This window comes from Bacillus changyiensis, assembly GCF_027706145.1.
GTDB classification, from domain to species: Bacteria; Bacillota; Bacilli; order Bacillales; family Bacillaceae; genus Bacillus; species Bacillus changyiensis.
The window spans coordinates 62,926-87,264 of record NZ_JAQFWW010000004.1 but is presented as its reverse complement, the minus strand read 5'-3'; the positions used below and the strand labels follow the sequence as shown (position 1 = coordinate 87,264).

27 protein-coding genes and 1 riboswitch are annotated in these 24,339 nt (G+C 36.7%); of the genes, 19 read left to right on the top strand and 8 right to left on the bottom strand.

Going from position 1 to position 24,339, the window contains the following annotated elements; genetic code table 11:
* Positions 1 to 3: 3 nt before the first annotated feature.
* Complete coding sequence (locus PDT38_RS13465) at positions 4 to 372, bottom strand: YoqO family protein (protein WP_270802305.1); 369 nt, start codon at positions 370 to 372, stop codon at positions 4 to 6.
* 511 nt (positions 373 to 883) lie between these two features.
* On the bottom strand, positions 884 to 1,837 hold the full coding sequence (locus PDT38_RS13460) for a cupin domain-containing protein (RefSeq protein WP_270802304.1): 954 nt from the start codon (positions 1,835 to 1,837) through the stop codon (positions 884 to 886).
* 93 nt (positions 1,838 to 1,930) lie between these two features.
* On the opposite strand from PDT38_RS13460, the gene PDT38_RS13455 reads away from it, so the two are divergent.
* The 3 genes from PDT38_RS13455 to PDT38_RS13445 all read left to right on the top strand — a co-directional run bounded on the left by PDT38_RS13455 (position 1,931) and on the right by PDT38_RS13445 (position 4,063).
* Positions 1,931 to 2,755 carry a uroporphyrinogen-III synthase gene (locus PDT38_RS13455; protein WP_270802303.1) on the top strand — a complete coding sequence of 275 codons (825 nt, stop codon included), beginning with the start codon at positions 1,931 to 1,933 and terminating at the stop codon, positions 2,753 to 2,755.
* Between the two features lie 280 nt (positions 2,756 to 3,035).
* Complete coding sequence (locus tag PDT38_RS13450) at positions 3,036 to 3,338, top strand: NUDIX hydrolase (protein ID WP_270802302.1); 303 nt, start codon at positions 3,036 to 3,038, stop codon at positions 3,336 to 3,338.
* Positions 3,339 to 3,688: 350 nt separating this feature from the next.
* Complete coding sequence (locus tag PDT38_RS13445; protein WP_270802300.1) at positions 3,689 to 4,063, top strand: hypothetical protein; 375 nt, start codon at positions 3,689 to 3,691, stop codon at positions 4,061 to 4,063.
* 124 nt (positions 4,064 to 4,187) lie between these two features.
* Here PDT38_RS13445 and PDT38_RS13440 read toward each other — a convergent pair whose 3' ends face one another.
* Positions 4,188 to 4,862, bottom strand: coding sequence for a Type 1 glutamine amidotransferase-like domain-containing protein (locus PDT38_RS13440; protein ID WP_270802298.1), 675 nt, complete (start codon positions 4,860 to 4,862; stop codon positions 4,188 to 4,190).
* Between the two features lie 312 nt (positions 4,863 to 5,174).
* A riboswitch (cyclic di-AMP (ydaO/yuaA leader) is annotated at positions 5,175 to 5,320 on the top strand.
* A 170-nt stretch (positions 5,321 to 5,490) separates the two neighbouring features.
* On the opposite strand from PDT38_RS13440, the gene kdpF reads away from it, so the two are divergent.
* Genes kdpF through kdpDN form a run of 5 tightly spaced genes read left to right on the top strand, consistent with a single transcriptional unit; the run spans position 5,491 to position 11,189 of the window.
* Positions 5,491 to 5,622, top strand: coding sequence for a K(+)-transporting ATPase subunit F (gene kdpF, locus PDT38_RS19490; protein ID WP_394356280.1), 132 nt, complete (start codon positions 5,491 to 5,493; stop codon positions 5,620 to 5,622).
* Positions 5,623 to 5,649: 27 nt separating this feature from the next.
* The gene (gene kdpA / locus PDT38_RS13435) at positions 5,650 to 7,317 is read left to right on the top strand and encodes a potassium-transporting ATPase subunit KdpA (RefSeq protein ID WP_270802538.1); all 1,668 of its coding nucleotides are present in this window, start codon (positions 5,650 to 5,652) and stop codon (positions 7,315 to 7,317) included.
* A gap of 25 nt (positions 7,318 to 7,342) precedes the next feature.
* On the top strand, positions 7,343 to 9,412 hold the full coding sequence (gene kdpB / locus PDT38_RS13430; RefSeq protein WP_270802296.1) for a potassium-transporting ATPase subunit KdpB: 2,070 nt from the start codon (positions 7,343 to 7,345) through the stop codon (positions 9,410 to 9,412).
* A 17-nt stretch (positions 9,413 to 9,429) separates the two neighbouring features.
* The gene (kdpC, locus tag PDT38_RS13425; RefSeq protein ID WP_270802294.1) at positions 9,430 to 9,993 is read left to right on the top strand and encodes a potassium-transporting ATPase subunit KdpC; all 564 of its coding nucleotides are present in this window, start codon (positions 9,430 to 9,432) and stop codon (positions 9,991 to 9,993) included.
* A gap of 47 nt (positions 9,994 to 10,040) precedes the next feature.
* On the top strand, positions 10,041 to 11,189 hold the full coding sequence (gene kdpDN / locus PDT38_RS13420) for a KdpD-like non-kinase potassium sensor (RefSeq protein ID WP_270802292.1): 1,149 nt from the start codon (positions 10,041 to 10,043) through the stop codon (positions 11,187 to 11,189).
* 152 nt (positions 11,190 to 11,341) lie between these two features.
* On the opposite strand, the gene PDT38_RS13415 is transcribed toward kdpDN, so the two are convergent.
* The 4 genes from PDT38_RS13415 to PDT38_RS13400 form a co-directional block, all read right to left on the bottom strand.
* Positions 11,342 to 11,443, bottom strand: coding sequence for a YjcZ family sporulation protein (locus PDT38_RS13415; protein ID WP_172296523.1), 102 nt, complete (start codon positions 11,441 to 11,443; stop codon positions 11,342 to 11,344).
* A 581-nt stretch (positions 11,444 to 12,024) separates the two neighbouring features.
* The gene (locus PDT38_RS13410; protein ID WP_270802288.1) at positions 12,025 to 12,288 is read right to left on the bottom strand and encodes a hypothetical protein; all 264 of its coding nucleotides are present in this window, start codon (positions 12,286 to 12,288) and stop codon (positions 12,025 to 12,027) included.
* A gap of 42 nt (positions 12,289 to 12,330) precedes the next feature.
* Positions 12,331 to 12,513: a hypothetical protein gene (locus tag PDT38_RS13405; protein ID WP_270802287.1), complete on the bottom strand. Its 183-nt coding sequence runs from the start codon at positions 12,511 to 12,513 to the stop codon at positions 12,331 to 12,333.
* 418 nt (positions 12,514 to 12,931) lie between these two features.
* Positions 12,932 to 13,219, bottom strand: a complete 288-nt coding sequence (locus tag PDT38_RS13400; protein WP_270802286.1) for a PLP-dependent aminotransferase family protein — start codon at positions 13,217 to 13,219, stop codon at positions 12,932 to 12,934.
* Between the two features lie 211 nt (positions 13,220 to 13,430).
* On the opposite strand from PDT38_RS13400, the gene PDT38_RS13395 reads away from it, so the two are divergent.
* The 6 genes from PDT38_RS13395 to PDT38_RS13370 all read left to right on the top strand — a co-directional run bounded on the left by PDT38_RS13395 (position 13,431) and on the right by PDT38_RS13370 (position 17,059).
* Positions 13,431 to 13,991 carry an SdpA family antimicrobial peptide system protein gene (locus PDT38_RS13395; RefSeq protein ID WP_270802285.1) on the top strand — a complete coding sequence of 187 codons (561 nt, stop codon included), beginning with the start codon at positions 13,431 to 13,433 and terminating at the stop codon, positions 13,989 to 13,991.
* Entirely contained in the window at positions 13,976 to 14,908 is a 933-nt protein-coding gene (locus PDT38_RS13390) for a sporulation-delaying protein SdpB family protein (RefSeq protein WP_270802284.1), read from the top strand. Before PDT38_RS13395 ends, PDT38_RS13390 begins: the two co-directional genes overlap by 16 nt.
* Before the next feature lie 56 nt (positions 14,909 to 14,964).
* On the top strand, positions 14,965 to 15,588 hold the full coding sequence (locus PDT38_RS13385) for a sporulation delaying protein family toxin (protein ID WP_270802283.1): 624 nt from the start codon (positions 14,965 to 14,967) through the stop codon (positions 15,586 to 15,588).
* 56 nt (positions 15,589 to 15,644) lie between these two features.
* A complete protein-coding gene (locus tag PDT38_RS13380; RefSeq protein ID WP_270802281.1) occupies positions 15,645 to 16,034 on the top strand; it encodes a thiol-disulfide oxidoreductase DCC family protein in 390 nt (129 codons plus the stop codon).
* 105 nt (positions 16,035 to 16,139) lie between these two features.
* On the top strand, positions 16,140 to 16,394 hold the full coding sequence (locus tag PDT38_RS13375) for an autorepressor SdpR family transcription factor (protein ID WP_270802279.1): 255 nt from the start codon (positions 16,140 to 16,142) through the stop codon (positions 16,392 to 16,394).
* Between the two features lie 23 nt (positions 16,395 to 16,417).
* Entirely contained in the window at positions 16,418 to 17,059 is a 642-nt protein-coding gene (locus PDT38_RS13370; protein WP_270802277.1) for an SdpI family protein, read from the top strand.
* Positions 17,060 to 18,212: 1,153 nt separating this feature from the next.
* On the opposite strand, the gene PDT38_RS13365 is transcribed toward PDT38_RS13370, so the two are convergent.
* Complete coding sequence (locus PDT38_RS13365) at positions 18,213 to 19,544, bottom strand: aminotransferase class I/II-fold pyridoxal phosphate-dependent enzyme (protein WP_270802275.1); 1,332 nt, start codon at positions 19,542 to 19,544, stop codon at positions 18,213 to 18,215.
* Positions 19,545 to 19,714: 170 nt separating this feature from the next.
* Here PDT38_RS13365 and PDT38_RS13360 point away from each other — a divergent pair, with 170 nt between their 5' ends.
* The 5 genes from PDT38_RS13360 (at position 19,715) to PDT38_RS13340 (ending at position 24,189) form a co-directional block, all read left to right on the top strand.
* Positions 19,715 to 20,977 (top strand): ATP-grasp domain-containing protein, encoded by a 1,263-nt coding sequence (locus PDT38_RS13360; RefSeq protein WP_270802274.1) that lies wholly within the window; start codon positions 19,715 to 19,717, stop codon positions 20,975 to 20,977.
* Positions 20,978 to 21,151: 174 nt separating this feature from the next.
* Positions 21,152 to 21,565 (top strand): YjdF family protein, encoded by a 414-nt coding sequence (locus tag PDT38_RS13355; RefSeq protein WP_270802272.1) that lies wholly within the window; start codon positions 21,152 to 21,154, stop codon positions 21,563 to 21,565.
* A 193-nt stretch (positions 21,566 to 21,758) separates the two neighbouring features.
* A complete protein-coding gene (locus tag PDT38_RS13350) occupies positions 21,759 to 22,232 on the top strand; it encodes a GNAT family N-acetyltransferase (protein ID WP_270802270.1) in 474 nt (157 codons plus the stop codon).
* A gap of 107 nt (positions 22,233 to 22,339) precedes the next feature.
* Entirely contained in the window at positions 22,340 to 22,885 is a 546-nt protein-coding gene (locus PDT38_RS13345) for a PadR family transcriptional regulator (protein ID WP_270802268.1), read from the top strand.
* Between the two features lie 143 nt (positions 22,886 to 23,028).
* Positions 23,029 to 24,189: an MFS transporter gene (locus PDT38_RS13340; RefSeq protein ID WP_270802266.1), complete on the top strand. Its 1,161-nt coding sequence runs from the start codon at positions 23,029 to 23,031 to the stop codon at positions 24,187 to 24,189.
* Positions 24,190 to 24,339 lie beyond the last annotated feature (150 nt).

Here is a 24,339-nt window from a genome sequence, read left to right as displayed (position 1 = left end):
ATATTAAGATGTCTCTTTCTTTACATTCTCCAGCTTGTTATTTATGTATGATATCGGAATGGATATTAAGATCAACACGAATAAAATATAAACGATTTTAGCTAGGGTTTCCCAACCGTTGAGAAAGGTAAAACTTGAAATGAATTTCTGGCCTTCCATGATCACAAATGCCAGTAAAAACGCTGAAATAACAACCGTAATCCCTTTTAAGACAAGTACATGTACAGTATCTTTTTTAATCAAATCCCACAAGTACAACAAAATAAAAACAAAACTTGCTATGGACATGAGATCACTTACAAAGTTGTCCGTTAAAAATATGTTCAATAAGACAGAGGACAAAAATCCATAAAGACCAATTTTTTCAATCAACAGTATCCCCCCCTCATGATTATAGGCAGGTATAAGGGAAAAAGCCAGCATGGTATACTGCATGTCTTACTTGGAAAAAGAAGGATTATCGAGGGGGAACAACCATACTGGCTTTGATTTATGTATCGGCATTTTATAAAGAAAGTTTAGCTTAGCAACAATCCATTTTTTATTCAAATATTTACGGAAAATGACTCGAATGTCTAAAATGCCAACTAAACAGAAGACTACTTTAATTTATCAAAATGTCAAATCATTCAAAAGGTCGTCTATCATTTGGTGAAAAGCCTAGAATTAGGGTTAAATATTGGATATCTTCAAAATCGTTGTAGTACGCCAGCCACGGAAAGCTTGATCAAAAATTGCTTGGTGCAGTCAAGTATGGGCTCTCTACTCTGTCCATATAACCCCAATGCCTTTCAAGCACGAGCCGAAAACAAGTCTATACTATTGAAGCAAAAAAAGCAGGAAGACAGGCTACTCTTTTCGAACTTCCTGCAAAACTGTTTGACTACTTTTCTTCATAAAGTTGAAATTGAATATCCAATGTGCGCAAATATGTGTGCAGACCCGCATCTTGAATGGGAATAATATAAGCTGGTTCATCTGATTCATTATGATGGGAGTGCCATAAGCCAGGTGGTGTAATAAAGGCTTTACCAGTTACCCAGTCTATTTTTTGCGGATTGATGATCTCTTTTGTAATCGGATCAATTTGATTTCCAACAAGTGTATACGTACCGGGTGCCGCATGTGCTACAAAGTCGAGAGCTACTGATTTATGGCTATGAGGAGCTTGCTTGGAGCCTGGTGGAACGATGCCAAACATAGCCCAAAGCACATGTGTGATCGTTAATGTTTGGTCAAAGATCTCATTGTTTAATAGAACGGAAATACGATTACGAAAACGGGCATTAGGGGATTCAGCTACTTCAGTCAATTTGGCTTTTGCTTTTTCAGCGTTGTAAAGGGTCGGTTTGAAGCGTGCTTTAGCAGGTTTCACTCCTAAATAATGAAGGAGTGGCGAATCTGTAATATAATAGATTGCTGCATCTTTTTCTGCGGTATGACGGCTATTTGAATTAGCGGGCAATGTTAAAAAATCGCCTTTTTTCCAATGAATTGTTTCCCCGTCTACTTCAGTCACACCACGACCTTCGATCATGTAATATAATTCACTTGTTGCTTGTGGTTCAGTTTTGATCGTATCACCAGAGCGAATGTTAATAAATTGAGCAAGTAATGAAGGGCTTGTTGCCGGATAGTCTGTTTTAAGTTCTTTAGAGATGTCTAATGAAATGATCCGTGTATGGCCTGATTGATATAATTCGGGACCAAACTCTTTCATTGGCACCGGATTGATCACACCGCTACCAATCGGATCACTAGCAGTGGTATACTCGAGAAAACGAGCATGTTTTAGCCAATGTGCTGCTTGAGTATCAACGTGTGATTGACTTGTCATGAAAGAAAACCTCCTGTCATATTTTGATAACTTTATCGTATCTCATATGGAATATGTTAGCAATATTCAAATTGAATGAAAGAGGGGCTGTTTATGGGAAAAGGATTAAATGGTAAACGGATTGTCATTGGCGCATCACGAAAACTCGAAGATATGTGTACACTTATTAAAAAACAAGGGGGAACCCCGATTGTTCGCTCATTACAAGGAACTGTATTTTTAGCAGAAAAACAAGTCGGTCCTGATTTACAGGCATTTGTTGAAAAAGGTGCAGACTGGGTGATGTTTACGACTGGAGTTGGCACAGAAGCACTTGTTAGTCTTGCTGAGAAACTCGGAATGAGAAACCGTTTTATACAAGTGATCAGCGAAGCAAAAGCGGCAGCAAGAGGCTACAAAACAATCGCTGCTCTAAAGAAGCTTGGCATCACTCCGGAAGCAATAGATGAAGATGGGACGACAAAAGGGCTGATAAAGTCACTTGAGCCGTATGATTTAACAGGGAAACGGGTTATGGTACAGCTTCATGGTGAAAATGCCCCAGATTTGCTCACTTTTTTAAAGGCGAAAGGTGCAACTGTAGTCCCACTTCTCCCCTATCAGCATGTCGCTCCAAATCAAGAAACCGTTGCCTTATTGTGTCAAGAATTACAGAACCATGAAGTGGATGCGGTTTGCTTCACAACAGCTATTCAAGTTCGCTCACTTTTCAATTTTGCCCGTGAAAAAGAAATCGCTCCGCACATTGTTCAATCTTTTCATGAACAAGTTTTACCTGTCGCAGTCGGAAAGGTGACGGCAGAAGCATTAAAAGAGGTAGGCATCAACGAGATTGTCACGCCTCAGCTTGAACGAATGGGCGCAATGATTGTTGAACTGAGCCGGTATTATGAAAAAGAGAGGAACACAATCATATAAAAAAAGAAGAACTACTTCTGCAATTCATTGAGATTTTTTCAAAAGTTACTTTCCACCATAAAGTATCGCTTCCTTTTTGTGGTTCGCATCTCTATGACATTTATGCGGAAAGGTGATGTTAGTTGAAAAATGTAAAAAAAGTTCATAGACCGTTTGGTGTTTACGGTGTCACTTTGAAAAATGGCAAATGATTAGTCATACAATCTTCCAGGTGGAAGTTTAGAAGTTAATGAAGATTTAAACCAAGCTATAATGAGAGAATGAAAAGAAGAAACCGGCTATGATATTAAAATTAAAGCTTGTATCGGTATTTCGGATTTTATCTTACCTTGGTCATGGGATGATTCTGATTAATACTCAGCATATTTGTGCTTTTTATAGTGTTGTTATTTGCTCAGGGAATCTAGAGTCTCATCCGTTACAATTTAGTGGACAAGATTCTAACAGAGCTAAATGGGTAGAGCTTAACGATTTAAATATTCAAAACTTATCTCTTTTAGTATTAAAAATAGTAGATTATATGACAAAAAATCATTTTAATCCTCAAAGTATATACTATAAAGAATGGACGGTATATGTTTGATAAAGTTAAGACAACAACATCAATCCCAATGATAAATTTCATTGGGGTTCTAATTTCAATGATAAAACAAAAATATACGGTATAATAACTATAAATGCAATAGGATAATACATGATATGTTTGCGTCTTTAAGTATAATAAGCACAATAGCTGTGGGTGTCTTTTTAGTTTGTGGTGTTATATTTCTGTTTAAAAAACGGGGTAAAAAAGCACTTATGCATTTTGGGTTTATGTTGGTTTCTTTATGTTTTTTGGTAATATTTACCTTCACTTCTTATAGTGACGAAATAACTACTTAAATATCAAATGTGGAAGTATCAGGAATCCCTGAATCTGAAGAATTGATTCATTTGAAACTTCATGATGCGAAATATAACAAACCAAAAGGTATTGTCACGATAACATGTAAAACGAATATACAAGATCGAACAAAGATAGAATTCCGTTTATATGAAAAGTTAGAAGAGAAGAAGTTTATAGGCGAAGCTACTGTTAAGGACGGGAAAGTAAGTCTCAAAGTGAGAGATAGTGATTTAATTAAAAATGGGAAGTTTGAAATTGGAGCATCTATTAAAGTCAATGAGAAAGACAATGTAACGTTTAAAAAGAGATATGGTGATGAGCAAGAAATCGAAAATAACATTGAAATTGAAGGTGGCTCGGTCTCTTCAGTTGATGATGGAGGATATGTTGTCCATTTTGATCATCTTGGAAAAACGAAATAACGAATGGTTAAAAGAAAGAAAAATGAAACAATCATCCAAAGTCATGGAAGATCAGTATGCGGTCAATCTAATAGTGCTTAAACATTATAAAATAGCTGGTTAATGAGTAGTCATGATGTCCTGCTCATTTGTTAATAAAGTCCCCGTCTTTGATCATAACAGAGTTTCTGTCTCTTTTATAAACATAGGCGGGCTTATCGCCAATCATATGCAAACGCTGACCGCACATCAAAACACCTGTTTCTTCAGGTAAAGCAATAACCGGGGTTTTATACATTTCCAAATACTTTTGAATCAATGAATCATGATTATGTTGATAATGACACCATATCGAATATTCCCCAACAAGCCCTAAGCCTTTAAAACAGTTCAATCCTACAGTATTGTGGTCCATGTGTGAACATGTCATGATATTTTTGCCAAAGATAATGGCACCTGCACTCCCACCATAAACGACACCGCCATGTTCAGTATACCTGTTCAAAATCTCGATAAAATCGGTGTTAATCAGCTGGTTTAATAATTGAAAAGTATTTCCTCCACCAATGTATATCGATGAAAACCCCTCTACATCTTGAATGTTTCGATCATCCAAATTCGTCCACATCGTGATGTTTTTGATGCCTAATCGATTAAAAAGGCTACTGATCCACTCGTAACAATCATCAAATCGTGATGCATGCATTGCAACTGGTATATATAATAAAGGCTTTTTTCTGTCAATTTCTTCTGTAAAACGCTGATCTAGTTTTTGGGTTTGATCGGCATCTCCGCCACCAGAAAGAAATAACTTTTTCATAGAACCTCCAAACGATCCTGTTACGTTATCACTATGACATGATATTCGCATCATACCACCTTCTTTTAACATTTTCTAGTTAAAAATTTTTTATAGTCAAATATCGATTTTATCCGACGTTATTCACCATAACAAATGTGTATTATTATGAGAAAAAGTAAGATATTTAAAGATAATAGAAGTAAATAACAAATAAAGTTCACTAAAACAACAATAATAGGTTAATATCATAAAATCCGATTATTTTTCGAACTTTACATGATTATTTAACGAGCGTATTATAGTTCTCATCATCAAAACTGAATGAATTTTCCATTTGAATCGCTGAATTCCAGTTAGGAAACGGGGGAACCATTTTTTGTGGCCTGAGCCGCTAGGGGTGAATCCTTTTTTAGGTAAGGTGACTCTTCCCACCTGAATCCGACAGCTAACCTCGTAAGCGTTTGAAGAGAACCCAAATACGTGCAAAAAGCATGGTTTCTTTAACTATGCCAAAAAAAGCCGTAAGAGGTTTGTTCTCTTACGGTTTTTTTTCGTGCTCAAAAACAGAGGAGGCGAACAAAATGTTAGATATTGTCATGTTGGTAATTATCTCATTTTTAACGGCAATACTACTTCTATTGGTGAAATGGTCGGAAAAAGTGACCCGTTAAGCAAAATTGACTTTGAAAGGATGAGTGACATGATTCTACTGGGAGTAGTCGTCATCGTTATGTTTATTTACTTAACCTATGCTTTATTAAATCCAGAAAAATTTTAGTTTTAAAGATTGGGGGATTAGAAGATGATAGCATTTCTGTCTATCTGTATGATTTTGCTCATCGTGTTGTTGATAGCTAAACCAATGGGGCTATACATAGCTAAAGTATTTGATTATGCCCCATCTAAACTTGATCGGGTCTATCTTCCGATGGAACGTTTTTTTTATCGAATTGGCGGTGTAAAAGGAGAAAATCAATCATGGAAAAAATACGCTACAACTTTAATCTTAACAAACATGGTGATGATCTGTATCGTCTATCTCGTCTTTCGTTTACAAGGAATATTGCCTTTAAATCCAACAAATGTACCGGGGATGGAGCCGACGCTAGCCTTTAATACAGCAATCAGTTTTATGACGAATACGAACCTACAGCATTACAGTGGTGAAAGTGGTCTTTCACTTTTATCACAAATGATTGCCATTATCTACTTAATGTTTGCTGCACCTGGAACAGCATTAGCAACAGCTATTGCGATGATTCGAGGACTTGCTGGAAAACCGTTTGGTAACTTTTTTGTCGATCTGATTCGTGGGATCACTCGAATTTTATTGCCATTATCCGTAATTGCGGCTCTTGTGTTTGTCGGCTTAGGTGTCCCGCAAACAATTGATGCCACTGTTACGGCACACACGATAAGCGGTCAAGACCAATCGATTTTACGAGGACCTGTTGCATCCTTTTTATCTATAAAAGAGCTAGGAAATAATGGTGGGGGATATTTTGGTGTTAACTCTGCCCATCCCTATGAAAACCCGAACATCTGGAGTAATGCCGTCCAAATATTATTAATGTTGCTTGTTACGATTTCTCTGCCATTTACATACGGAAAAATGGTCGGTAATCGAAAACAAGGTCGCATTCTGTTTGTTTCTGCCGGCTTATTATTTGTCCTTATTGCAGGTGCAGCCTTTATGACAGAATCAAACGGTAACCCTGTGATCAATCAACTAGGAATTCACCAGGATACAGGCAGTATGGAAGGAAAAGAAGTACGTTTTGGAACCTTGCATTCCGCATTATATGCAATGGTTACTACCGCAAGTGAGACAGGTGCAGTTAATACAATGCATGATACCCTTTCACCTTTAACAGGCTTGCTGACATTGCTCAATATGATGCTGAATACAGTGTTTGGCGGGATTGGTGCCGGGTTTATGAACATGCTTTTATATGCGATGGTTGCCGTCTTTCTTTCTGGATTAATGGTTGGAAGAACACCGGAGTTTTTAGGAAAGAAAATAGAAGGAAAAGAAATGAAGTTAATTGCGCTCACTTTGTTGATTCATCCTTTATTAATTTTAGGAGCATCAGCACTTGCCATGTTTACGCAAGTTGGTCGTGAAGCGATCTCAAACCCAGGTTTTCATGGGATCAGCCAAGTTTTATATGAGTATACATCATCCGCAGCAAATAATGGTTCTGGATTTGAAGGATTGGGAGATGCAACACCGTTCTGGAATATTTCAACAGGTATTGTGATGATGATCGGTCGATATTTCTCAATTGTTACACTGTTGGCTGTCGCAGGGTCCTTACTGAAGAAACAAACTGTGCCAGAAACGACCGGGACTTTCCGAACAGATTCAAGTCTGTTTGGTGCGATTTTTATTACCGCGATCTTGATTGTTGGGGCTCTAACGTTTTTCCCTGTTCTTGTTTTAGGACCGGCCGCAGAGTACTTAACATTATAACCTTGCAGAAAAGGAGGCTTTATCAATGAATGATTTACATGCTAATCCGCAAGTTACTCCGGATTCAGGAGTGAAATCAACTCAAACACTTAATGAAACGATCATAAAAGATGCGATAAAGAATGCTTTTTTAAAACTAGATCCGCGAATGATGGTTAAAAATCCGATTATGTTTGTCGTAGAAGTCGGATTTATCATAACGGTTTTGCTTTCCATTTTTCCGCAATTCTTTGGCAGTACAACGGTCCCTTGGTTTAACCCAACAGTCTCGGTTATTTTACTGTTTACTGTCTTATTTGCCAACTTTGCCGAAGCGCTTGCTGAGGGAAGAGGAAAAGCGCAAGCCGGCGCATTAAAGCAAACGAAAAAAGGTGTATGGGCGAATAAAGTCGCCAATGGGAAAACAGAAAAAGTCTCAGCTGAAGACTTGCGAAAAGGAGACATTGTCATTGTCTCTCAAGGAGAAATGATTCCTGGTGATGGTGAAGTGATCGGGGGTCTTGCATCAGTTGACGAGTCGGCGATTACGGGTGAATCAGCACCAGTCATTAAAGAAGCTGGAGGTGACTTTAGCTCTGTCACAGGCGGAACTCGAGTTGTCAGTGATTCCATCAAGGTGAAAATTACAAGTGACCCAGGAGAAACTTTTCTCGACCAAATGATCGCTTTAGTTGAAGGAGCAGAAAGACAAAAAACACCGAACGAAATTGCTTTGAATACGGTTCTAACAAGTTTAACGATCATTTTTCTTATCGTTGTGGTAACACTTCCAGTTTTTACTGGCTACCTCGGGTTTCAAATTGACCCGGCTGTGTTAATTGCCCTTTTGGTTTGTCTGATTCCAACAACGATTGGTGGTCTTTTGTCAGCTATTGGGATTGCGGGAATGGATCGTGTGACCCGCTTTAATGTGTTGGCTATGTCAGGGAAAGCCGTAGAAGCTGCTGGTGATATTAACACAATCATTCTTGATAAAACAGGAACCATTACTTTTGGAAATCGGATGGCCAGCGAATTTGTACCAGTCGGTCAAGAAACGCTTCAATCTGTTGGTGAATATGCAGCACTTAGTTCGGTTCGTGATGAAACACCAGAAGGAAGATCTGTCATTGAACTTGCAGGAAAAAAAGCGATCCAGTATCATTCCTCAGCCGCTGAAGAGGGAGAGTTTATTGAGTTCAAAGCAGAAACAAGAATGAGTGGAGTCGATCTGCCAGATGGAAGGAAAGTTCGAAAAGGCGCGGTCGATGCTGTGAAAAAATGGGTCGAACAAAATGGTGGAACGATTCCGGCAGATCTTGATCAACAAAGTGAACGAATTTCAAAAGAGGGAGGGACACCGCTGGCTGTTGCAGTTAACAATCAAGTTTTCGGTTTGATTTATTTGAAAGACACTGTCAAACCAGGGATGAGAGAACGGTTTGCAGAGCTTCGAAAAATGGGGATTAAAACGATCATGTGTACAGGGGATAACCCATTAACAGCAGCGACCATTGCCAAAGAAGCTGGTGTCGATGACTTTATTGCAGAAAGTAAGCCGGAAGACAAAATTAATGTGATCAAACGTGAGCAAGCAGCAGGCAAGCTTGTCGCCATGACAGGAGATGGTACGAATGATGCACCAGCATTGGCACAAGCGGACGTAGGGCTTGCCATGAATAGTGGAACAACAGCTGCCAAAGAAGCGGCAAATATGGTAGATCTCGACTCTAACCCAACGAAAATCATCGAAGTGGTCTCAATCGGAAAACAGTTGTTAATGACCCGCGGTGCTTTAACAACGTTTAGTATTGCAAATGATATTGCTAAATACTTTGCGATTATTCCTGCAATGTTTATGCTGGAGATCCCTGAAATGAAATCGTTGAATATTATGGGACTGGCATCACCTGTTTCAGCCATTTTGTCGGCATTGATTTTTAATGCGGTCATTATCCCGTTACTTGTTCCGTTAGCAATGAAAGGTGTCACATATAAACCGCTGAGTTCCAATGCTTTGCTGTTTCGCAATGTCCTGATTTATGGAGTTGGCGGGATGATCGTTCCATTTGTTGGAATAAAACTAATTGATATGATCGTTCAAATCATTGTTTAAGGAGGGTATATATTATAATGAAAGAACTAGGTACAATCATGAGAGTTAGTTTGCTTTTAATGATCGTTTGCGGTCTTGCTTATCCATTGGCACTCACTGGTATCTCTCAAGTGGTCATGCCTGACAATTCCAATGGGAGCCTTGTTTATAACAAAAAAGGAGAGGTTGTCGGTTCTAAATTAATCGGTCAGTCGTTTACGGAGCCACGCTTTTTTCATGGCAGGGAATCAAGCATCAACTACGATGCTTCTGGATCTGGTTCGCCAAATGAGGCACCATCAAACCCCAATTTTCTAAAAAGGGTCAAAATAGCAATGCAAAAATGGGAAAAAGACAACCCCGATGTTTCTGCAAAGCAATTGCCAGATGATGTCCTGACGAACTCTGCTTCTGGATTGGATCCTGATATTACACCTGACAGTGCACGAGTACAAATTCCAAGAATCAGCCGATTGACAGGATTGACACAAAAAGAACTTAAACATTTAGTTGATCAACGTACTGAAAAAGCTTCTCTTTTCAATGAAGCACGTGTTAATGTATTGCTCCTCAATATAGATTTGCAAGAGAAGTTAAAGTAAAACACTGCCCCAATGGATATTGGGGCGATCAAATGGAGATGTTAGCCATGCGAAAAAATAACTATCGACGAAAAAAACCAGAAGAGATTTTAGCAGAAATCGAACAGTTAAAAAGAGGACACTGGACCATTTATATCGGTTCAGCTCCAGGTGTAGGGAAGACATATCGAATGCTGCAAGAAGCCCATGATGTAAAACGTGAAGGTATTGATGTGGTCATCGGCTTAATTGAAACCCACAATCGGAAAGACACAGCTGCATTAATAAGGGATTTAGAGATCATTCCCATGAAGAAAATTGACTACAAAGGAAAACAACTTGAAGAAATGGACGTCAATGCTATCATGACACGGAAACCCGACCTTGTCATTGTTGATGAACTTGCACACACAAACATGCCTGGATCAAAAAACGAAAAACGTTACATGGATGTCGAGGATATTTTGAAAGAAGGTATTAATGTTTTGTCAGCGGTCAATATTCAACATGTTGAAAGTGTCCATGATATCGTTCAACATGTCACCGGTGTTAAAGTACGAGAGCGAATCCCTGACCGCATCTTAGATCTTGCCAATGAAGTCATCCTTATCGATGTGACACCAGAAACACTGCAAAAGCGCTTAAAGGACGGAAAAGTGTATGAAAAACATAAAATACAGCAGGCATTAACTCACTTTTTCACTAAAAATAATCTAGCTGCACTAAGAGAACTTGCCTTGCGTGAAGTTGCCGATGATGTTGACGATAGGTTGGAACGTATAAACGGGCTAAATGGAAACTCGCGGCCAAGGGGGACAAACGAGAAAATCCTCGTTTGTGTCCAGCACGGAAAAAATGCTGAAAAATTGATTCGTCGTGGATGGAGAATTGCCAGTCGGCTGAAGGCTGACTTGTTTGTCTTAACCGTATCGCGTAAAACAAAAGAAAAAATGACAGCGGCTGAAAGAAATAAAATCAAACAATGGAAACGGCTTTGTGCTCAACTTGAAGCTGAATTTATTTTCAAACTCGCTAGAAGCCGCTATATCTCAGATACCATTACTGTTATAGCCAAACAAAAAAGTATTACACAGATCGTTTTAGGACAATCTGCTCGTTCAAGATGGGAAGAAATTAGAAAAGGGTCAATTGTCAATACGATTATGCGTCAAACAGATGGTATTGATATTCACATTGTTGCTGATGATAAAATATAGATCAGTGGAGGAGGTTGGCTTTTGAGGTTGAAACGTCAGTCAGAATAGAAGCTGGAAGTTTTGTAACGAACAGCTTTATTCTGATAACTAACGTTTCATTTGTAAATAGACACAGCTCTTACTACCCTATCATTGTGGATTTAAGTCACGCCTTAGTAGACGCCACCACCATAACCCCAAGAAGCACCAACAATGATTAATAGGATAAACAGAACAACAATTAAGGCAAATCCTGTTCCATAACCTCCGCTCATCGTGTTCACCTCCTCTTAGTCAGAACTGGTTTATACTATGTTTATAAAAAGGGTTTGGTTTACACATTTGCGGATCAAGAAATTGAATCAATAAAATGGGCTTTTCCTGAATGATTAAATGTTTAACAAATATTGAAACTGCTGATAGGTGTTGCTTTGTTGAAGATGCATGCGGAACAAATCCCCACCCCAATTTCTTGTTCCATTCATTTTATATCATTTGAAGATGTGCGTGGCAATCATTCAAATTTTTCATCATTAGTGATTGTAGCACCTCGTTCACTTTATCATTAACTGTTTAACAGTTTTATCTCGGTTGAAGAGGTGGAACTTCAAATCGTTGATGGTTTGGATCAATAAATTTCAACATCACCCGGATATGCATCTGCATGACAATGAATTGAATAGTTGTGACTTTGGAGTTGTAGCATTTTAACTTGCTAATCATTCCTTCGTGAGTTGATAGATGCTCAGCCATCAGGCCAAGATCAATAGCAGGAAAAATCATATATTTTCCATTGTGCAAATCAATAACTAAAAAAGGCAGCCGCCGCTGCCTCTCAACATATGAATATAGATGTTTATCCAGGGATATTAGTAGGATATGGCCAGTTATTCATAGGGCTTTGCATCGGCATGTTCATATTCATGTTCATATCATTGTCCAGATGTTTTTTGTGCATTCCCATATACAATGCTTCTACATGTTGCACATGCTCAAAATATTTCTGATAAAAATGGATGTGTTTGGCTGGATCGACATACTCATATTTTTTGGCTAGTAATCCGTAAAGATTGGCTTGCATTAAATGATGCTCAAGCTGGCTTGACATTTTGTGTGGCATTAGATGACCTCCTAACCATTAATCAATATCAGCGTATGTCGGTCAGTCATTCGCCGTGTCGTCAAAACCGCCTATTTTTTTTACCTTTTTTTCAATCGAATCTACTTTTTGATTTAAATCCTCTAGCATTTTGATCACCTTATCTAGTTTTTCTGTTCCCATTTCTTTATAAATGATATCGCGATTGTGATGTGGGAAGTAAAAAGAAGGATAATAATAATACAAATGATACACCTCCTAACTAAGCTGTTTTTCACTGAATATAAAGGAGAAGAGCATTGAGACCAATTCGGGAGTTTTTATAGGAAGAATCATATATGTGGAGCTAAAAACTATAAAAAAAGTCTTACAGCTATTTCATCTTTAAGTGGGGAAAATACTATTTCAAACATATTTAAAGGCACAGCTGACAAGCAAATAAAAAATAAGGTTGAAAGACTATTAAATACACAAAAAAATAAACAGAAGACCAGAAAAGGTACTATACTTCTTGCAAAAAAGTCACCCTTTGATCTATGCATATTGTGAGGTGAAGACATTATGCATGCTTTGTAATAACTTTTTTGAAGTCATCCCATTCCGGTCCAATTGTGAAATAGCTGTTGAGATGTCAAATCTTTTGTCCCAATGGACAAGTGTACCTCTAGATTTTTTCTTTCGTCAGTTCAACAGCCGCCTGATAAATTGTATCAAACAGCGTTTTGATGTCCGACTCCTCAATACATGAAAAAGCAATTCGTAAATCGCTGTCATTGATCGCGATTGTCCCGATTCCATATTGAGCTAACAGATGATTTCTCAGCTCTTCTGCATGAACATGATGAAGTCTTAAACACATAAAATAACCTGAATTAAAGGGATAGTGATCCCATTGGTCATGATACTTTGTTTCCTCGGTGAGCACGTCTTTTACTTTTTTTGCTCTATTCAATAAAATATTGATAATTTCTCATTCTATTCTTTTTTAGTGGTGGCTTCTTTTAGGCTAAGTAAAAATCCTTTCGGAGAATATATTTTTCGATGCTTGAATTTAGTGGCTAAACTCCATTTGCACTTTTTTGTTATATATGTTAGGATCCTCTATAAGGTAAAAATATGAAAAAAATACAATTTAAGCAAAAGGGATTTTAGAGCTACAAAAGGTGGTGTTTGTAATTTCAGGTATGAAAAGATCAAATAGTTATATATTTACCTTATTTATTTCTTCCGCGGTATTATTTATAATCTTTTTCTTCTCACTACTCAATGCACTTCCGCAGAATGTATTAAATGCATCGAACACAAAAAATGTGATGCTGAAAATATTTCCACAAGGGTGGTCATTTTTTAGTAAGTCTCCACGAGCAGAAGAATTTTTAATTTTAGATACTCAAGGAAATTTAGCAGTGGATTGGCCTAATAATAGTATGAAAAACTTATTTGGAATTGATAGGCATGGTAGAGCACAAGGAATAGAAGCTGGTGTATTGGCATTTCAGGCGAATAAAGATTTATGGAAAAAATGTGAAGGGAATATAAATAAATGTGTCGAGGAATCAGACAATATAGTACAAATGGAGAATCCCTCTCCTAATCCTACATTGTGTGGACGGTACACCATTATAAGAAGAAAACCTGTTCCTTGGGCTTGGGCAAATATAACATCACCTTCAGATCAACCATCTTCATTTGTGGAGGTTGAAGTGAAATGTTCAATAGATTAAGTAATTTTATCTATAATAGTTCACTAACCAGTAATCCATGGACTAATGTTTATGGATTGGCTAGAACAATTATTGCTTTATCTACTTTGATCACTTTATTAGTAAATGACATTTACACATTCTTTCGTCCATTGGCCGGTGTTAGTGAATATCCTAATTGTAGTGTTTACTCTATTAGTATTTTTTGTATGGCGCCACAAAATTACCTTCCTCTTATAAAGTGGATTGTAATTATATTAATAGCAGTCATTGCTTCAGGCTGGAGACCTCGATATACAGGACTCATCCATTGGTGGATTGCAACATCCTTACAAAATACAGGGGCATCACTTGATGGTGGTGAAGAAGTAGCTGCTGCTATAACATTTTTGCTCATTCCTATAACTCTATTAGATAATCGAAAATGGCATTGGCAAAAAAAACAATATAACAATTCTATTCTAGAGGTTAATTGCAGGATAATTTCAAATGTATTTCTGTACGGCATTAAGGCTCAAATGTCGATTATTTATTTTAATGCTGCGATTGTTCGCTTAAAGAATCCTGAGTGGATTGATGGTACTGCTATTTATTATTACTTTAACAATCCGATGCTAGGTTTAAATGAAACACTATTAACATTACTTAATCCAATATTAACTTCACCAGCAGTGTTTTTCGTTACTTGGGCGACTACAATAGTTGAAATAATATTAGGTGCTGCTATTTTAGCTCCAATAAAGTACTATAAAATTTATTTTTATATAGGAGTAGTTTTGCATATGGGAATAGCCACCTTATTAGGATTATATAGTTTCTCAGCAATTATGATAGCTGGCTTAATTCTTTCTTTTCAATCCACTGAAAATGAGTACCATTTGTTTAGAAAAGTAATAAATAAAATCAGTGAAAAAAATGTAAAGACAAAGTCAGCATAATTATCTTTGTTTTAAACCAACTTATCCCCAAATATTTTGAAAGGAGCTGCTTTGTTGTGAAAAAAATTTTAGCCTCATTAATGGCTCTGATATTTGTGTTTGGTTTGTCATCTGCAAACCTTATAACAACTAAAGCGAAGGTTAATGAAAACCATACTAATTACTCCGGCGAAGAATTATTTAAAGGATTATTTTTAGGACAGGGAGAAGTTGCAAAACGTATTCCTGAACTTCCCGAAAAAAAAGAAATAAACACTAAAGAAGCTAAAGACTTCGGAAATGAACTTACTGAAATGATAAAGAAAAAAGATGAAAAATATTTTGATGAATTGAAAGAATCAGTATATGCTAATAATCCAAAAAAGATAAGCAATATGTTAGAAAAAGGTGCCAATCTAATTACCTCAGTGATTCCCGAGATGGATGGATATAATATTAAAAAGAAGCCTAATCCAGATGAAGCAACTGGACAGTGCGTTGTATGGACACTAGGAGTTGTAGTTGTTTATTATGCGGGAGCTGCAGTTCAAGTCGCTGGTGTAGCTGCTTATGTTCTAGAAGCAGGTGTATACCTCACCACAGCAACAGTTCAAACTCAATATACGGCTTCAGCTTCTGATACGGATGTTAATAGTCTAACGAAAGAAGTATTTGTAAAGAGTATTGTGGAAAATTTATAGACTGTTTTAAATTTTAGGGGAAAGTTGGTTTAAATAAATTTTAAGGAAGTGTATAAATGAGGAAAAAGTTATATTTAACAGTTCTATATGATTCTTGGTGTCCATTATGTAAGAGAACAAGTAAAATTATTCGTTATTTAGATGTCTTCAATCTGATCAATTTAACTAGTTTTAGAGAAAAAAAGGAAAAAATACTTTCTCCAATTTCAGTAGATTTATTTGAAAAAAAAATGTACAGTATCAATGCGCAAAATAAGATTTATTCTGGTTACGATACTATTCTACAAATCGTTGTAAGAACTCCATTAATTATAATATATCCTTTTATGTATTTGATGAAAATAACTAAAATAGGGTATATCCTTTATGGATTAATTGCTAGAAACCGAAAAGTAATTTGTAAAGAAAGTTGTTGTCACATTCCAAATTGTTCTGAAACACCATAGATGATATTACCTCTATGTAATTTAGGGGGTGTTAATATATATTGGATAATATTTAGAAAATTTTCTAAATGTCTAAATAATATTGATATGAGCTGGTGATTAAAAGTGAATGATTTATTTAGGGCTTTGTCAGACCCTATTCGTAGAAAGATACTTGATTTCCTTAAAGATAAGGACATGACTGCTGGAGAAATATCTCACCACTTTAATATTAGTAAACCCAGTATTTCTTATCATTTGACGATTTTAAAGAATGCTAAATTGATTGAAGGAGAAAAAAAAGGACAACATATCTATTATTCATTAAACACAACAGTATTTCAGGATGCGATCCTTTGGTTACTAAAGCTCCAAAATTAACAGTTATCAAGGAGTGAATCGGAATGAAAAAAGATTTCTTACCAACTGGTGTTATTTTAGTAAGTATAATAGTAGGGATTATTGCGTTTCCGGGCTTACCACATGAATTACCCATTCACTGGTCAAACGGTGAACCTGATAAATATACTAATAAAACATTGGCTATTTTGTTAATACCTATTCTAATGTTGATATCGAATTTTTTGGCGCTATTTTTTTTAAAAACAAAACAAGTAAATGGGAATTATGATAATATGACTATATTGAATAAAATCAATATGGTGATGCTGAGTTTATTGTTTGTCATACACTTGGTCATCATTGCTTTTGGCTTAGGTTTCGAGTTTAATATTCACTTTCTTATCGGAGCTTTACTTGGACTTTTTATCATCATTGTGGCTAATTTCATGCAAAAAACAAAACCTAATTATGCTTATGGATTGAGGACACCATGGACATTAAAAGATGAAAGAGTGTGGAAACAGGCAAACCGTTTTGGAGCAAAGATGTTTGTTGTCATTGGCTTTCTAATAATAGGATTATCTTTTGTGATACCTCAGTATATAACAATAGTTATAATTGGTTTGTTATTGGGAGGTGTATTAATAGCGGTTTATGCTTCATATTTAATCTATAAAAAACTAAATACTGATAGTGATCAGTGAGTGTGGGATAAGTTGGATTTTTCTCACATTTGGAAAAGGTGCTGTCCAGTAAGTCGATTTTTGGCTATTGGACGCTCTTTTCATAAGATTTTTTTCAAAGTTGTGATTTAGTTTTTGGAGGGAGGGGGGTACCCCTCATATACCTAATGAAGTTGTTCAAAAGAGGAGTGATTATGGTTAATCTCTTTTTCTACTTCATATTGACGATACTGATTGTAAATAACCATTGTAATTTTGCCCATACTGATATCAAGGGCGCTACATGTTTCATTTATTCCTCTCCTTTTTAGCCAACCATAGAAGCCTTCACATGACCTTATCGATTCCATTTTCTTATACACGATCTCCGAGGAGCCAACATACTAAACTGATTCATATAAGGGGGTGAAGTTGGTCTGTTTATAGTGCGGACTCTAAATGGTCTCAGAGACTGTTCGACCTTTCTTCACTGCTACTATAAAAAATAGTAGCACAAACCGTGGCCTTGGTCTGTGCTACTAATATTAGTATGTTTCCAAAGAGTTTATAGCGTGGTAATAAAAAACCGCGCTTCTGGGCAGGATAAAGTTTGTTTTCCGACCACTTCATCTCACAATAGATGGAGGTATACTATTGTGAAGGTAAAGAAAGCCTGAAACGAATGTAGAAGAAAGTCAAACATGACTTCAAGGAAGACGCCATTTCCAATAGAATATCGGATTAAAAAACTGGACCAGTATCTAATCGGATAGTGTGGATATTTTGTATTAGCAGTACGAAATCAATCTTTAGAGAGATTGGACCCTGGACCCGAAGAAAGCTTCGCATGTGTCTATGGAAGAACTGAAAGAACCCAGAGACTAAAGTGCGAAATCTCATCAGGCTAGGAGTACCAAAAGGGCGTACTTACGAACGGGGCATAGAAGGAAAGGCTACTGGCGTATCTCGAAAAGTCCAAAATTAAACAAAACCCTCGGAAACTCTTATTGGAGTATCCAAAGGTTGAAAAGTCTACAAGATCGTTAAAGAATTTTGCGTCATTCATTTTAATTGGACAGCAGTATAACGAACTTTACTGCTTGTTTCAAATCAAAAAAAGTCTACCCTTTTCGTTCATGATATACCGGGTTTCTTATACTTTTTGCTTTGGGGTTAGTACCTTAACTTATCTCTTTCATATAGAGTCATTTCCAGCTAGAATTTGAGGGAAGTGCTTTTCTTTCGTCAGTTCAACAGCCGCCTGATAAATTGTATCAAACAGCGTTTTGATGTCCGACTCCTCAATACATGAAAAAGCAATTCGTAAATCGCTGTCATTGATCGCGATTGTCCCGATCCCATATTGAGCTAACAGATGATTTCTCAGCTCTTCTGCATGAACATGATGAAGTCTTAAACACATAAAATAACCTGAATTAAAGGGATAGTGATCCCATTGGTCATGATACTTTGTTTCCTCGGTGAGCACGTCTTTTACTTTTTTTGCTCTATTCAATAAAATATTGAACTTATCTGTTTTTTCCTTTTGGAAAGATGTATGTTTTAACGCGTTCAGCACGATCGTTTGAGAGGGGTGTGCTCCGCTTGAAATCGTTGATCTGATGATGCCAAGCACTTTTTTCTCAAGAGCCTCATTCACATCTCGATCCAAATTTGGAAAAGTTAAAAAGCCTACTCGTAAACCCCAAACAAATTCTTCTTTTGTAGCGCCATCCAATTTGACTGCAAATACATTTGGATGAATATGGACGATTTTAGAAAAAATCGATTCTTTCATGGAATCTTCATAGAATAGACCAAAATAGGCATCGTCAACAATCACAAGCAATTTTTTACCTGCAGCAGCTTGTGTTCGTAAAACATCGGCAAGTTGATTAGCCTCTTCCTCAGTAGGTGTATAACCGGTTGGGTTGTTAGGGAAATTGAGCAATATGATTAATTTTTCATCAGCTGATTTTTCAATCGTTTCAGCTAATCCTTTAATATTAAATTGCTTGTTTTCGTTGAAAAACGGGAAGTAAGCAAATTGAGCATCTCTTCTAGTCTCAAATGTTAATTTATAGTTTCCCCACAGTTTATCAGGGACGATGACTGTATCATGACTATCACAAAACAGATCGGCTACAATACTCAATCCATGGGTGATAGCATGAGTCACAATGGGAAGATGAATATCTTGTTCCGCTAACGAACTGTTATCCTGGATTAATTTATTTTTCCATTCCTGTCTTAGCTCCATTTTTCCACCGGGAGGTGCGTATGGAAAGACATCAGTCGGTTTTAGATTCAGCTGTTCACTTACCCCTTTCAAGTGCATCGGTTCCCCATGCTCTGTCGCAATGCCGATCGTAGCGTTCATTTTGTAAGCTTTCTCTTTTGCTTCTGCCGCTTGCGTTAGAATTCCTTTCGGGAAAAAAATCTTTTTGCCTAGATTTGATAATAAACTGAATACAAATGGGTTTTTCTTTTGAATGGTTTCATTTAATTCTGCAGCTAGTTTGTTCATTTGAACCTCCTTTTGTTATTTGCATTTATCGTCTAAAATGGTATATTTTCAATATAGTTAAATATTTTAGCATAAAAAGGATGGTTTTGCTATGCGCATTTTGTGTGACATAAGGGCTAGTGTGCTGGTTTGACTAGTTTGAAAATAGGAAGAAAAGGAGTTTGTTTGTTATGAAGTGTGAAACCAAAACGATTTTATACATGAACTTGAGATCTCATCCTGTCGAAAGGGTCGAACCACTTAAACAAGCAAGAAAATTAGGTTTGAGAGTGGTGTTGTTGGCTGATAAAAAACCTGATATAGACCTTTCATTAATCGATGATTTCATTTTATCCAACACCTACTGTCAAGAAACAGTCTTAAAAGATGTGCTAAAATACCATGAAAAACATCCGATCTCAGGTGTATTGACATGGTCTGATAAGGATGTGGAGCTCGTTTCCTATATAACCAATCAATTAGGATTACCTGGTCCACGTGCCAGTGCTGCAAAAAATGCAAGAAATAAATATCTCATGCGAAAGTCATGGGAACATGTACCAGGTCTCTCACCAAAATTTATGAGAGTGACATCCTTTGAAGAACTAAAATCGGCTGCAAAAAAACTAACTTTTCCGTTTATTTTCAAACCGGTTGGAGCTTCTGGTAGTAAATCGATATTAAAAATTGAATCTATGGATCAACTGGAAAAAGCCTATCAACAAATGCTGAACTTAACATCACCAGACAAAGATAAAATATATTCATATTTTCCAAACGAATACATTGCAGAGGAATATTTGGCCGGCCCAGAAGTAACAGTAGACGGTCTTGTTCAACATGGAAAAGTGTATATTGCAGGAGTGACTGATAAACATGTAACACCAGACTACTCACTGGAATATTTCGCACAGTTTCCTTCTGCAAAACCGCAAGCGGTGATTCGTGAAATTGAAAAGAAGGCTGAGCAAGCCGTCAAGGCACTTGGGCTTAACGATAGTGCATTCCACCTAGAGTGTAGAGTTACAACAAACGGAGTCAAAATGATAGAATGTGCCGCAAGACCTGGAGGCGGTTATATTGCATCACATTTAATTAAAATGGCTACAGATCACTCTTTTCAAGCAGAAGTGATCAAAATGGCAGTCGGTGAAACAGTCTGTTTCGATCAGTTAAGAGACTATAAAAGATTTGCAGGAATGATTATTCTTTTACCCGAAAAAGAAGGTTTGATTACATCTATTCAAGGTGTCATTCAGGCTTTGGAAACCGATTGTGTTACTACATATATTCCTGTCAAACAGGTTGGCGATCAAGTAAAACGACCACCGAAAGATTTTTCAAGTTATTATGGGGTCATCCTTGGGGAATCCAATGATGCGGAAAAGTTGGAGAATGCTTTATTTAAAGCTAAAGATACAATTTGTTTTACAGTGAATAAGGACCATGTTTAAAAGAGTTCGATTTATTATTCTTTTCTTTCATGAAAAGATTTGTTAAAATTTACATTGAAGAAGAATGAAAAAACACAATCCGGTTGGTAGTCCGGATGCATTTTTAAATGTCAGTAACCTTCCCCTCCTCGGGATGTCCATCATTCTTTAGTCATTTTAGAGGAGGGAATTGTTATGAAATTAACAATTTACTATGATGGTCAATTTTGGATAGGAATTATTGAAGTTGTAGAAAACGGGAAATTAAAGGCATATCGTCATATGTTTGGTCATGAGCCCAATGATGAGCAAGTCATCGATTTTATTCATCATCAGCTGTTACAAATCATCTCTCAGTCTGAACAAGAAGGAATGACGATAAAAACAAGATCTAAAAAGAAAATCAACCCAAAAAGATTACAGCGGAAAATTTCTAAAGAAATGAAGAACACCGGTGTATCAACAAAGGCTCAACTAGCTATAAAACAGGAATATGAAGCCAAGAAGGAACAGAAAAAGAAACACAATAAACAACTGCGAGAAAAAATCAAAGAACAAAAATATTTATTGAGAAAACAAAAAGCTAAAGCAAAGCATAGGGGAAAATAGCAACAATTAGAGCTTTTAAACGAGTGCGAGTGTTTTTCTCATTTTACAGTGGAGAAGAACCGTTTGCTGAAGTTTTAAATCCTCTATTTACCTTTTGGGAAAATTGGATTATATATAATTTGAATATGTCCATTAGATTTCAAAAAGCAGAATATATTATAAGAGAAGCGTTTTGGGATGTATATAAACCTAGGTGATTGTAGTTGTAGGTCATATTATTTACTCGAAAGCAAAAGTGGTTCATGATGATGGTGAGTTTGACATTTTATGTATGGGGCCTTTGGCTGTCTTGCCCTCATATCAAGGAAACGGCATTGGCAGTTTGCTTATGAATGATTCGATTGAAGCTGCAAAAGCTTTAGGTCATCGAGGAATCGTTATTTTTGGAAACCCCAACTACTACCATCGCTTTGGTTTTGAAAATGCAATGAAATACAATATTCAAACAGCTGAGGGGACCAATCTTGAAGAATTCATGGTTTTAGAGTTGTATGAAGGTTCTCTTACAGGAATTCACGGAAAATTTTATGCAGATTCCGTTTTTTCAGTAGATCAAGAGGAATTGGCGAATTTTGAAAAGCAATTCTCTAATCTCTGCAATTGGATAATGAGGGAAGCCTACACGGCTTCTCTTTTTTATTACAATCATGACTTGAACTCAAAATAACACATTCGGTTTTTGTTTAGACCCTTTACAATTTGTTAAGAGAACATTACGATTAAAGAAACATTACAAATTTAAGATGATACATAAAGATTGAACGGAGTGATAAAATGACAATTGTAATGGTTCTAGGTTTGTTGTTAAAGTATGGTCCAATGTCTGGTTATGAAATTCAGCAGAAAATGCAATCTGCTCAAACAGATAAGTGGGCATATGTTCAGCCAGCCTCGATTTATCATGCTCTAAAAAAACTTGATAAAGATGAATTGGTAACCCTGCAGACATTAGAGCAGACGGGGAATCGTACAAGAGCCATTTACTCCATCACTTCAAAAGGAAAAGAAGAATTTCATAGAATGTTGATTCATTCATTTAAAAAAGAATCGGTTGTTTTTCCAACCCCATTATATACGGTCCTAACATTTATGGATGAAGCACCTCTTGAAGAAATCATTGAAGCCTTAACTGTTCAGCAGCAGGCGATTCAAAGTATTTATGATGAAATGGTGGAAGGACAAAGAAAAAAAGAGGAAGTTGGTGAAATTCCGAAAAACGTCATGTTTATCTTCAAAAACATGTATGATCAATGTGATTTACAATTGAAATTTTTAGAGGAATTGAAACAGGACTTATTAAAAGATCAATCAAAACATTAAACGATATTTCCACCACCGTCTGATTATGACGGTGGTTTTTTATTTAAAAGCTTTACTTTATTTTATATTCAATATATAATACTTATATATTAATACTAAACATTTAGTATTAAATATTAAATAAACAGGAGAGGGAACGGTTGATGAAATCACTGTATTCATCCAAAAAACGAGTACTTAGTGTTGTGATGGTTGCAATTTTTACAGATATGTTGATGTATGGTTTAGTGGTGCCATTTTTGCCTATCTATGCAGAAGCATTGGGAGCGAGCCAATCAAAGATCGGACTTTTATTTGCAAGTTATGCTATTGCTTTATTGATATCAACACCAATTTTTGGGGCTTTAGCAGATCGAATTGGCAGAAAGAAACTATTGGTTTTTGGGCTTGTAAGTCTTGCTATGACGACAATGGTTTATGCACTTGCAGTAAATTTTTGGGTTTTGGTTCTTGCTCGTTTTCTACAAGGTGTAGCAGCATCTATTCCTTGGACAGCTGGTCTGTCACTACTAGCTGAGAATTTTCCTCGAGAAGAGCGTGGGAAAGCAATGGGAACTGCAATGTCAAGTCAAGCAGGCGGGGTATTGCTAGGACCGCTGATTGGTGGCTGGCTATACGAATGGGGAGGATATCAAGCGCCATTCTTCGTAGCTGTGGGAATTGCCCTTATTGCTGCCATACTAAGTATCGTTTTTTTGAGGAGTGTAAATGATTCTAGGGCAGAAAACTTTTCTTCACCTTTTCATGTTTTGCGTAGAAAACAGGTACTGATGATAGTCGGTGTTGCAGTCATTGGGTCAGCAGTGTTTGCAAGTATTGAGCCAACACTACCTATCCACTTATATGAACATTTGAATCTAAGTCCTGGAGTGATAGGTACGATGTTTATTGTTGTCACTTTAGCTTATGGTTTGTCGGCTCCTTTAATTGGGGCGTTCTCAACAAAATTTGGGTATGTGAAAACGATGATGGTAGGTGTTATTTTAGTAGCCGTTACTTTACCATTGAATGCACTCCCAACTCAATTATGGTTACAAATCGTTACTCTTGCCATGTTAGGTATCAGTCTAGGCGTTGTGTTAACACCTGCGCTTCCGAAATTAGCTGAGATTTCTGATCAAGTAGGTGTTGTTTCCCAAGGTGTTACATTTGCTGTTTATAACACCGGTTACTCATTTGGCATGATGATGGGGCCACTTTTGGCAAGTGGGATAGCTGGGAGTTTCGGTTTGAAAATGGCTTATCTGATATTAAGCGTTATATTCCTTATCTATTTAATTCCCTTAAATAGACTAAAGTCCTGATCATTTAGCAAGTCAACCGGAGTTTACCGGTTGGCTTTTTTACGCTTGGAAGTTAACTTGAAAAGCTTACAACTGGCATGTATGATTAAACAAACTATTATTATTTTAAAAGTTTCTGAAAAAAGGGTCTTAGGAGTGATATTTTAAAGA

Bases quoted from the DNA above. Each gene is read 5' to 3' on its own strand.
- PDT38_RS13460 (WP_270802304.1), bottom strand. From the start codon at position 1,837: ATGACAAGTCAATCACACGTTGATACTCAAGCAGCACATTGGCTAAAA.
- PDT38_RS13345 (WP_270802268.1), top strand. From the start codon at position 22,340: ATGACAATTGTAATGGTTCTAGGTTTGTTGTTAAAGTATGGTCCAATG.
- kdpC (WP_270802294.1), top strand. From the start codon at position 9,430: ATGAAAGAACTAGGTACAATCATGAGAGTTAGTTTGCTTTTAATGATC.
- PDT38_RS13360 (WP_270802274.1), top strand. From the start codon at position 19,715: ATGAAGTGTGAAACCAAAACGATTTTATACATGAACTTGAGATCTCAT.
- PDT38_RS13455 (WP_270802303.1), top strand. From the start codon at position 1,931: ATGGGAAAAGGATTAAATGGTAAACGGATTGTCATTGGCGCATCACGA.
- kdpB (WP_270802296.1), top strand. From the start codon at position 7,343: ATGAATGATTTACATGCTAATCCGCAAGTTACTCCGGATTCAGGAGTG.
- PDT38_RS13415 (WP_172296523.1), bottom strand. From the start codon at position 11,443: ATGAGCGGAGGTTATGGAACAGGATTTGCCTTAATTGTTGTTCTGTTT.
- PDT38_RS13365 (WP_270802275.1), bottom strand. From the start codon at position 19,544: ATGAACAAACTAGCTGCAGAATTAAATGAAACCATTCAAAAGAAAAAC.
- kdpF (WP_394356280.1), top strand. From the start codon at position 5,491: ATGGTCGGAAAAAGTGACCCGTTAAGCAAAATTGACTTTGAAAGGATG.
- PDT38_RS13450 (WP_270802302.1), top strand. From the start codon at position 3,036: ATGATATTAAAATTAAAGCTTGTATCGGTATTTCGGATTTTATCTTAC.
- kdpDN (WP_270802292.1), top strand. From the start codon at position 10,041: ATGCGAAAAAATAACTATCGACGAAAAAAACCAGAAGAGATTTTAGCA.
- PDT38_RS13340 (WP_270802266.1), top strand. From the start codon at position 23,029: ATGAAATCACTGTATTCATCCAAAAAACGAGTACTTAGTGTTGTGATG.
- PDT38_RS13410 (WP_270802288.1), bottom strand. From the start codon at position 12,288: ATGCCACACAAAATGTCAAGCCAGCTTGAGCATCATTTAATGCAAGCC.
- PDT38_RS13390 (WP_270802284.1), top strand. From the start codon at position 13,976: ATGTTCAATAGATTAAGTAATTTTATCTATAATAGTTCACTAACCAGT.
- PDT38_RS13370 (WP_270802277.1), top strand. From the start codon at position 16,418: ATGAAAAAAGATTTCTTACCAACTGGTGTTATTTTAGTAAGTATAATA.
- PDT38_RS13440 (WP_270802298.1), bottom strand. From the start codon at position 4,862: ATGAAAAAGTTATTTCTTTCTGGTGGCGGAGATGCCGATCAAACCCAA.
- PDT38_RS13380 (WP_270802281.1), top strand. From the start codon at position 15,645: ATGAGGAAAAAGTTATATTTAACAGTTCTATATGATTCTTGGTGTCCA.
- PDT38_RS13355 (WP_270802272.1), top strand. From the start codon at position 21,152: ATGAAATTAACAATTTACTATGATGGTCAATTTTGGATAGGAATTATT.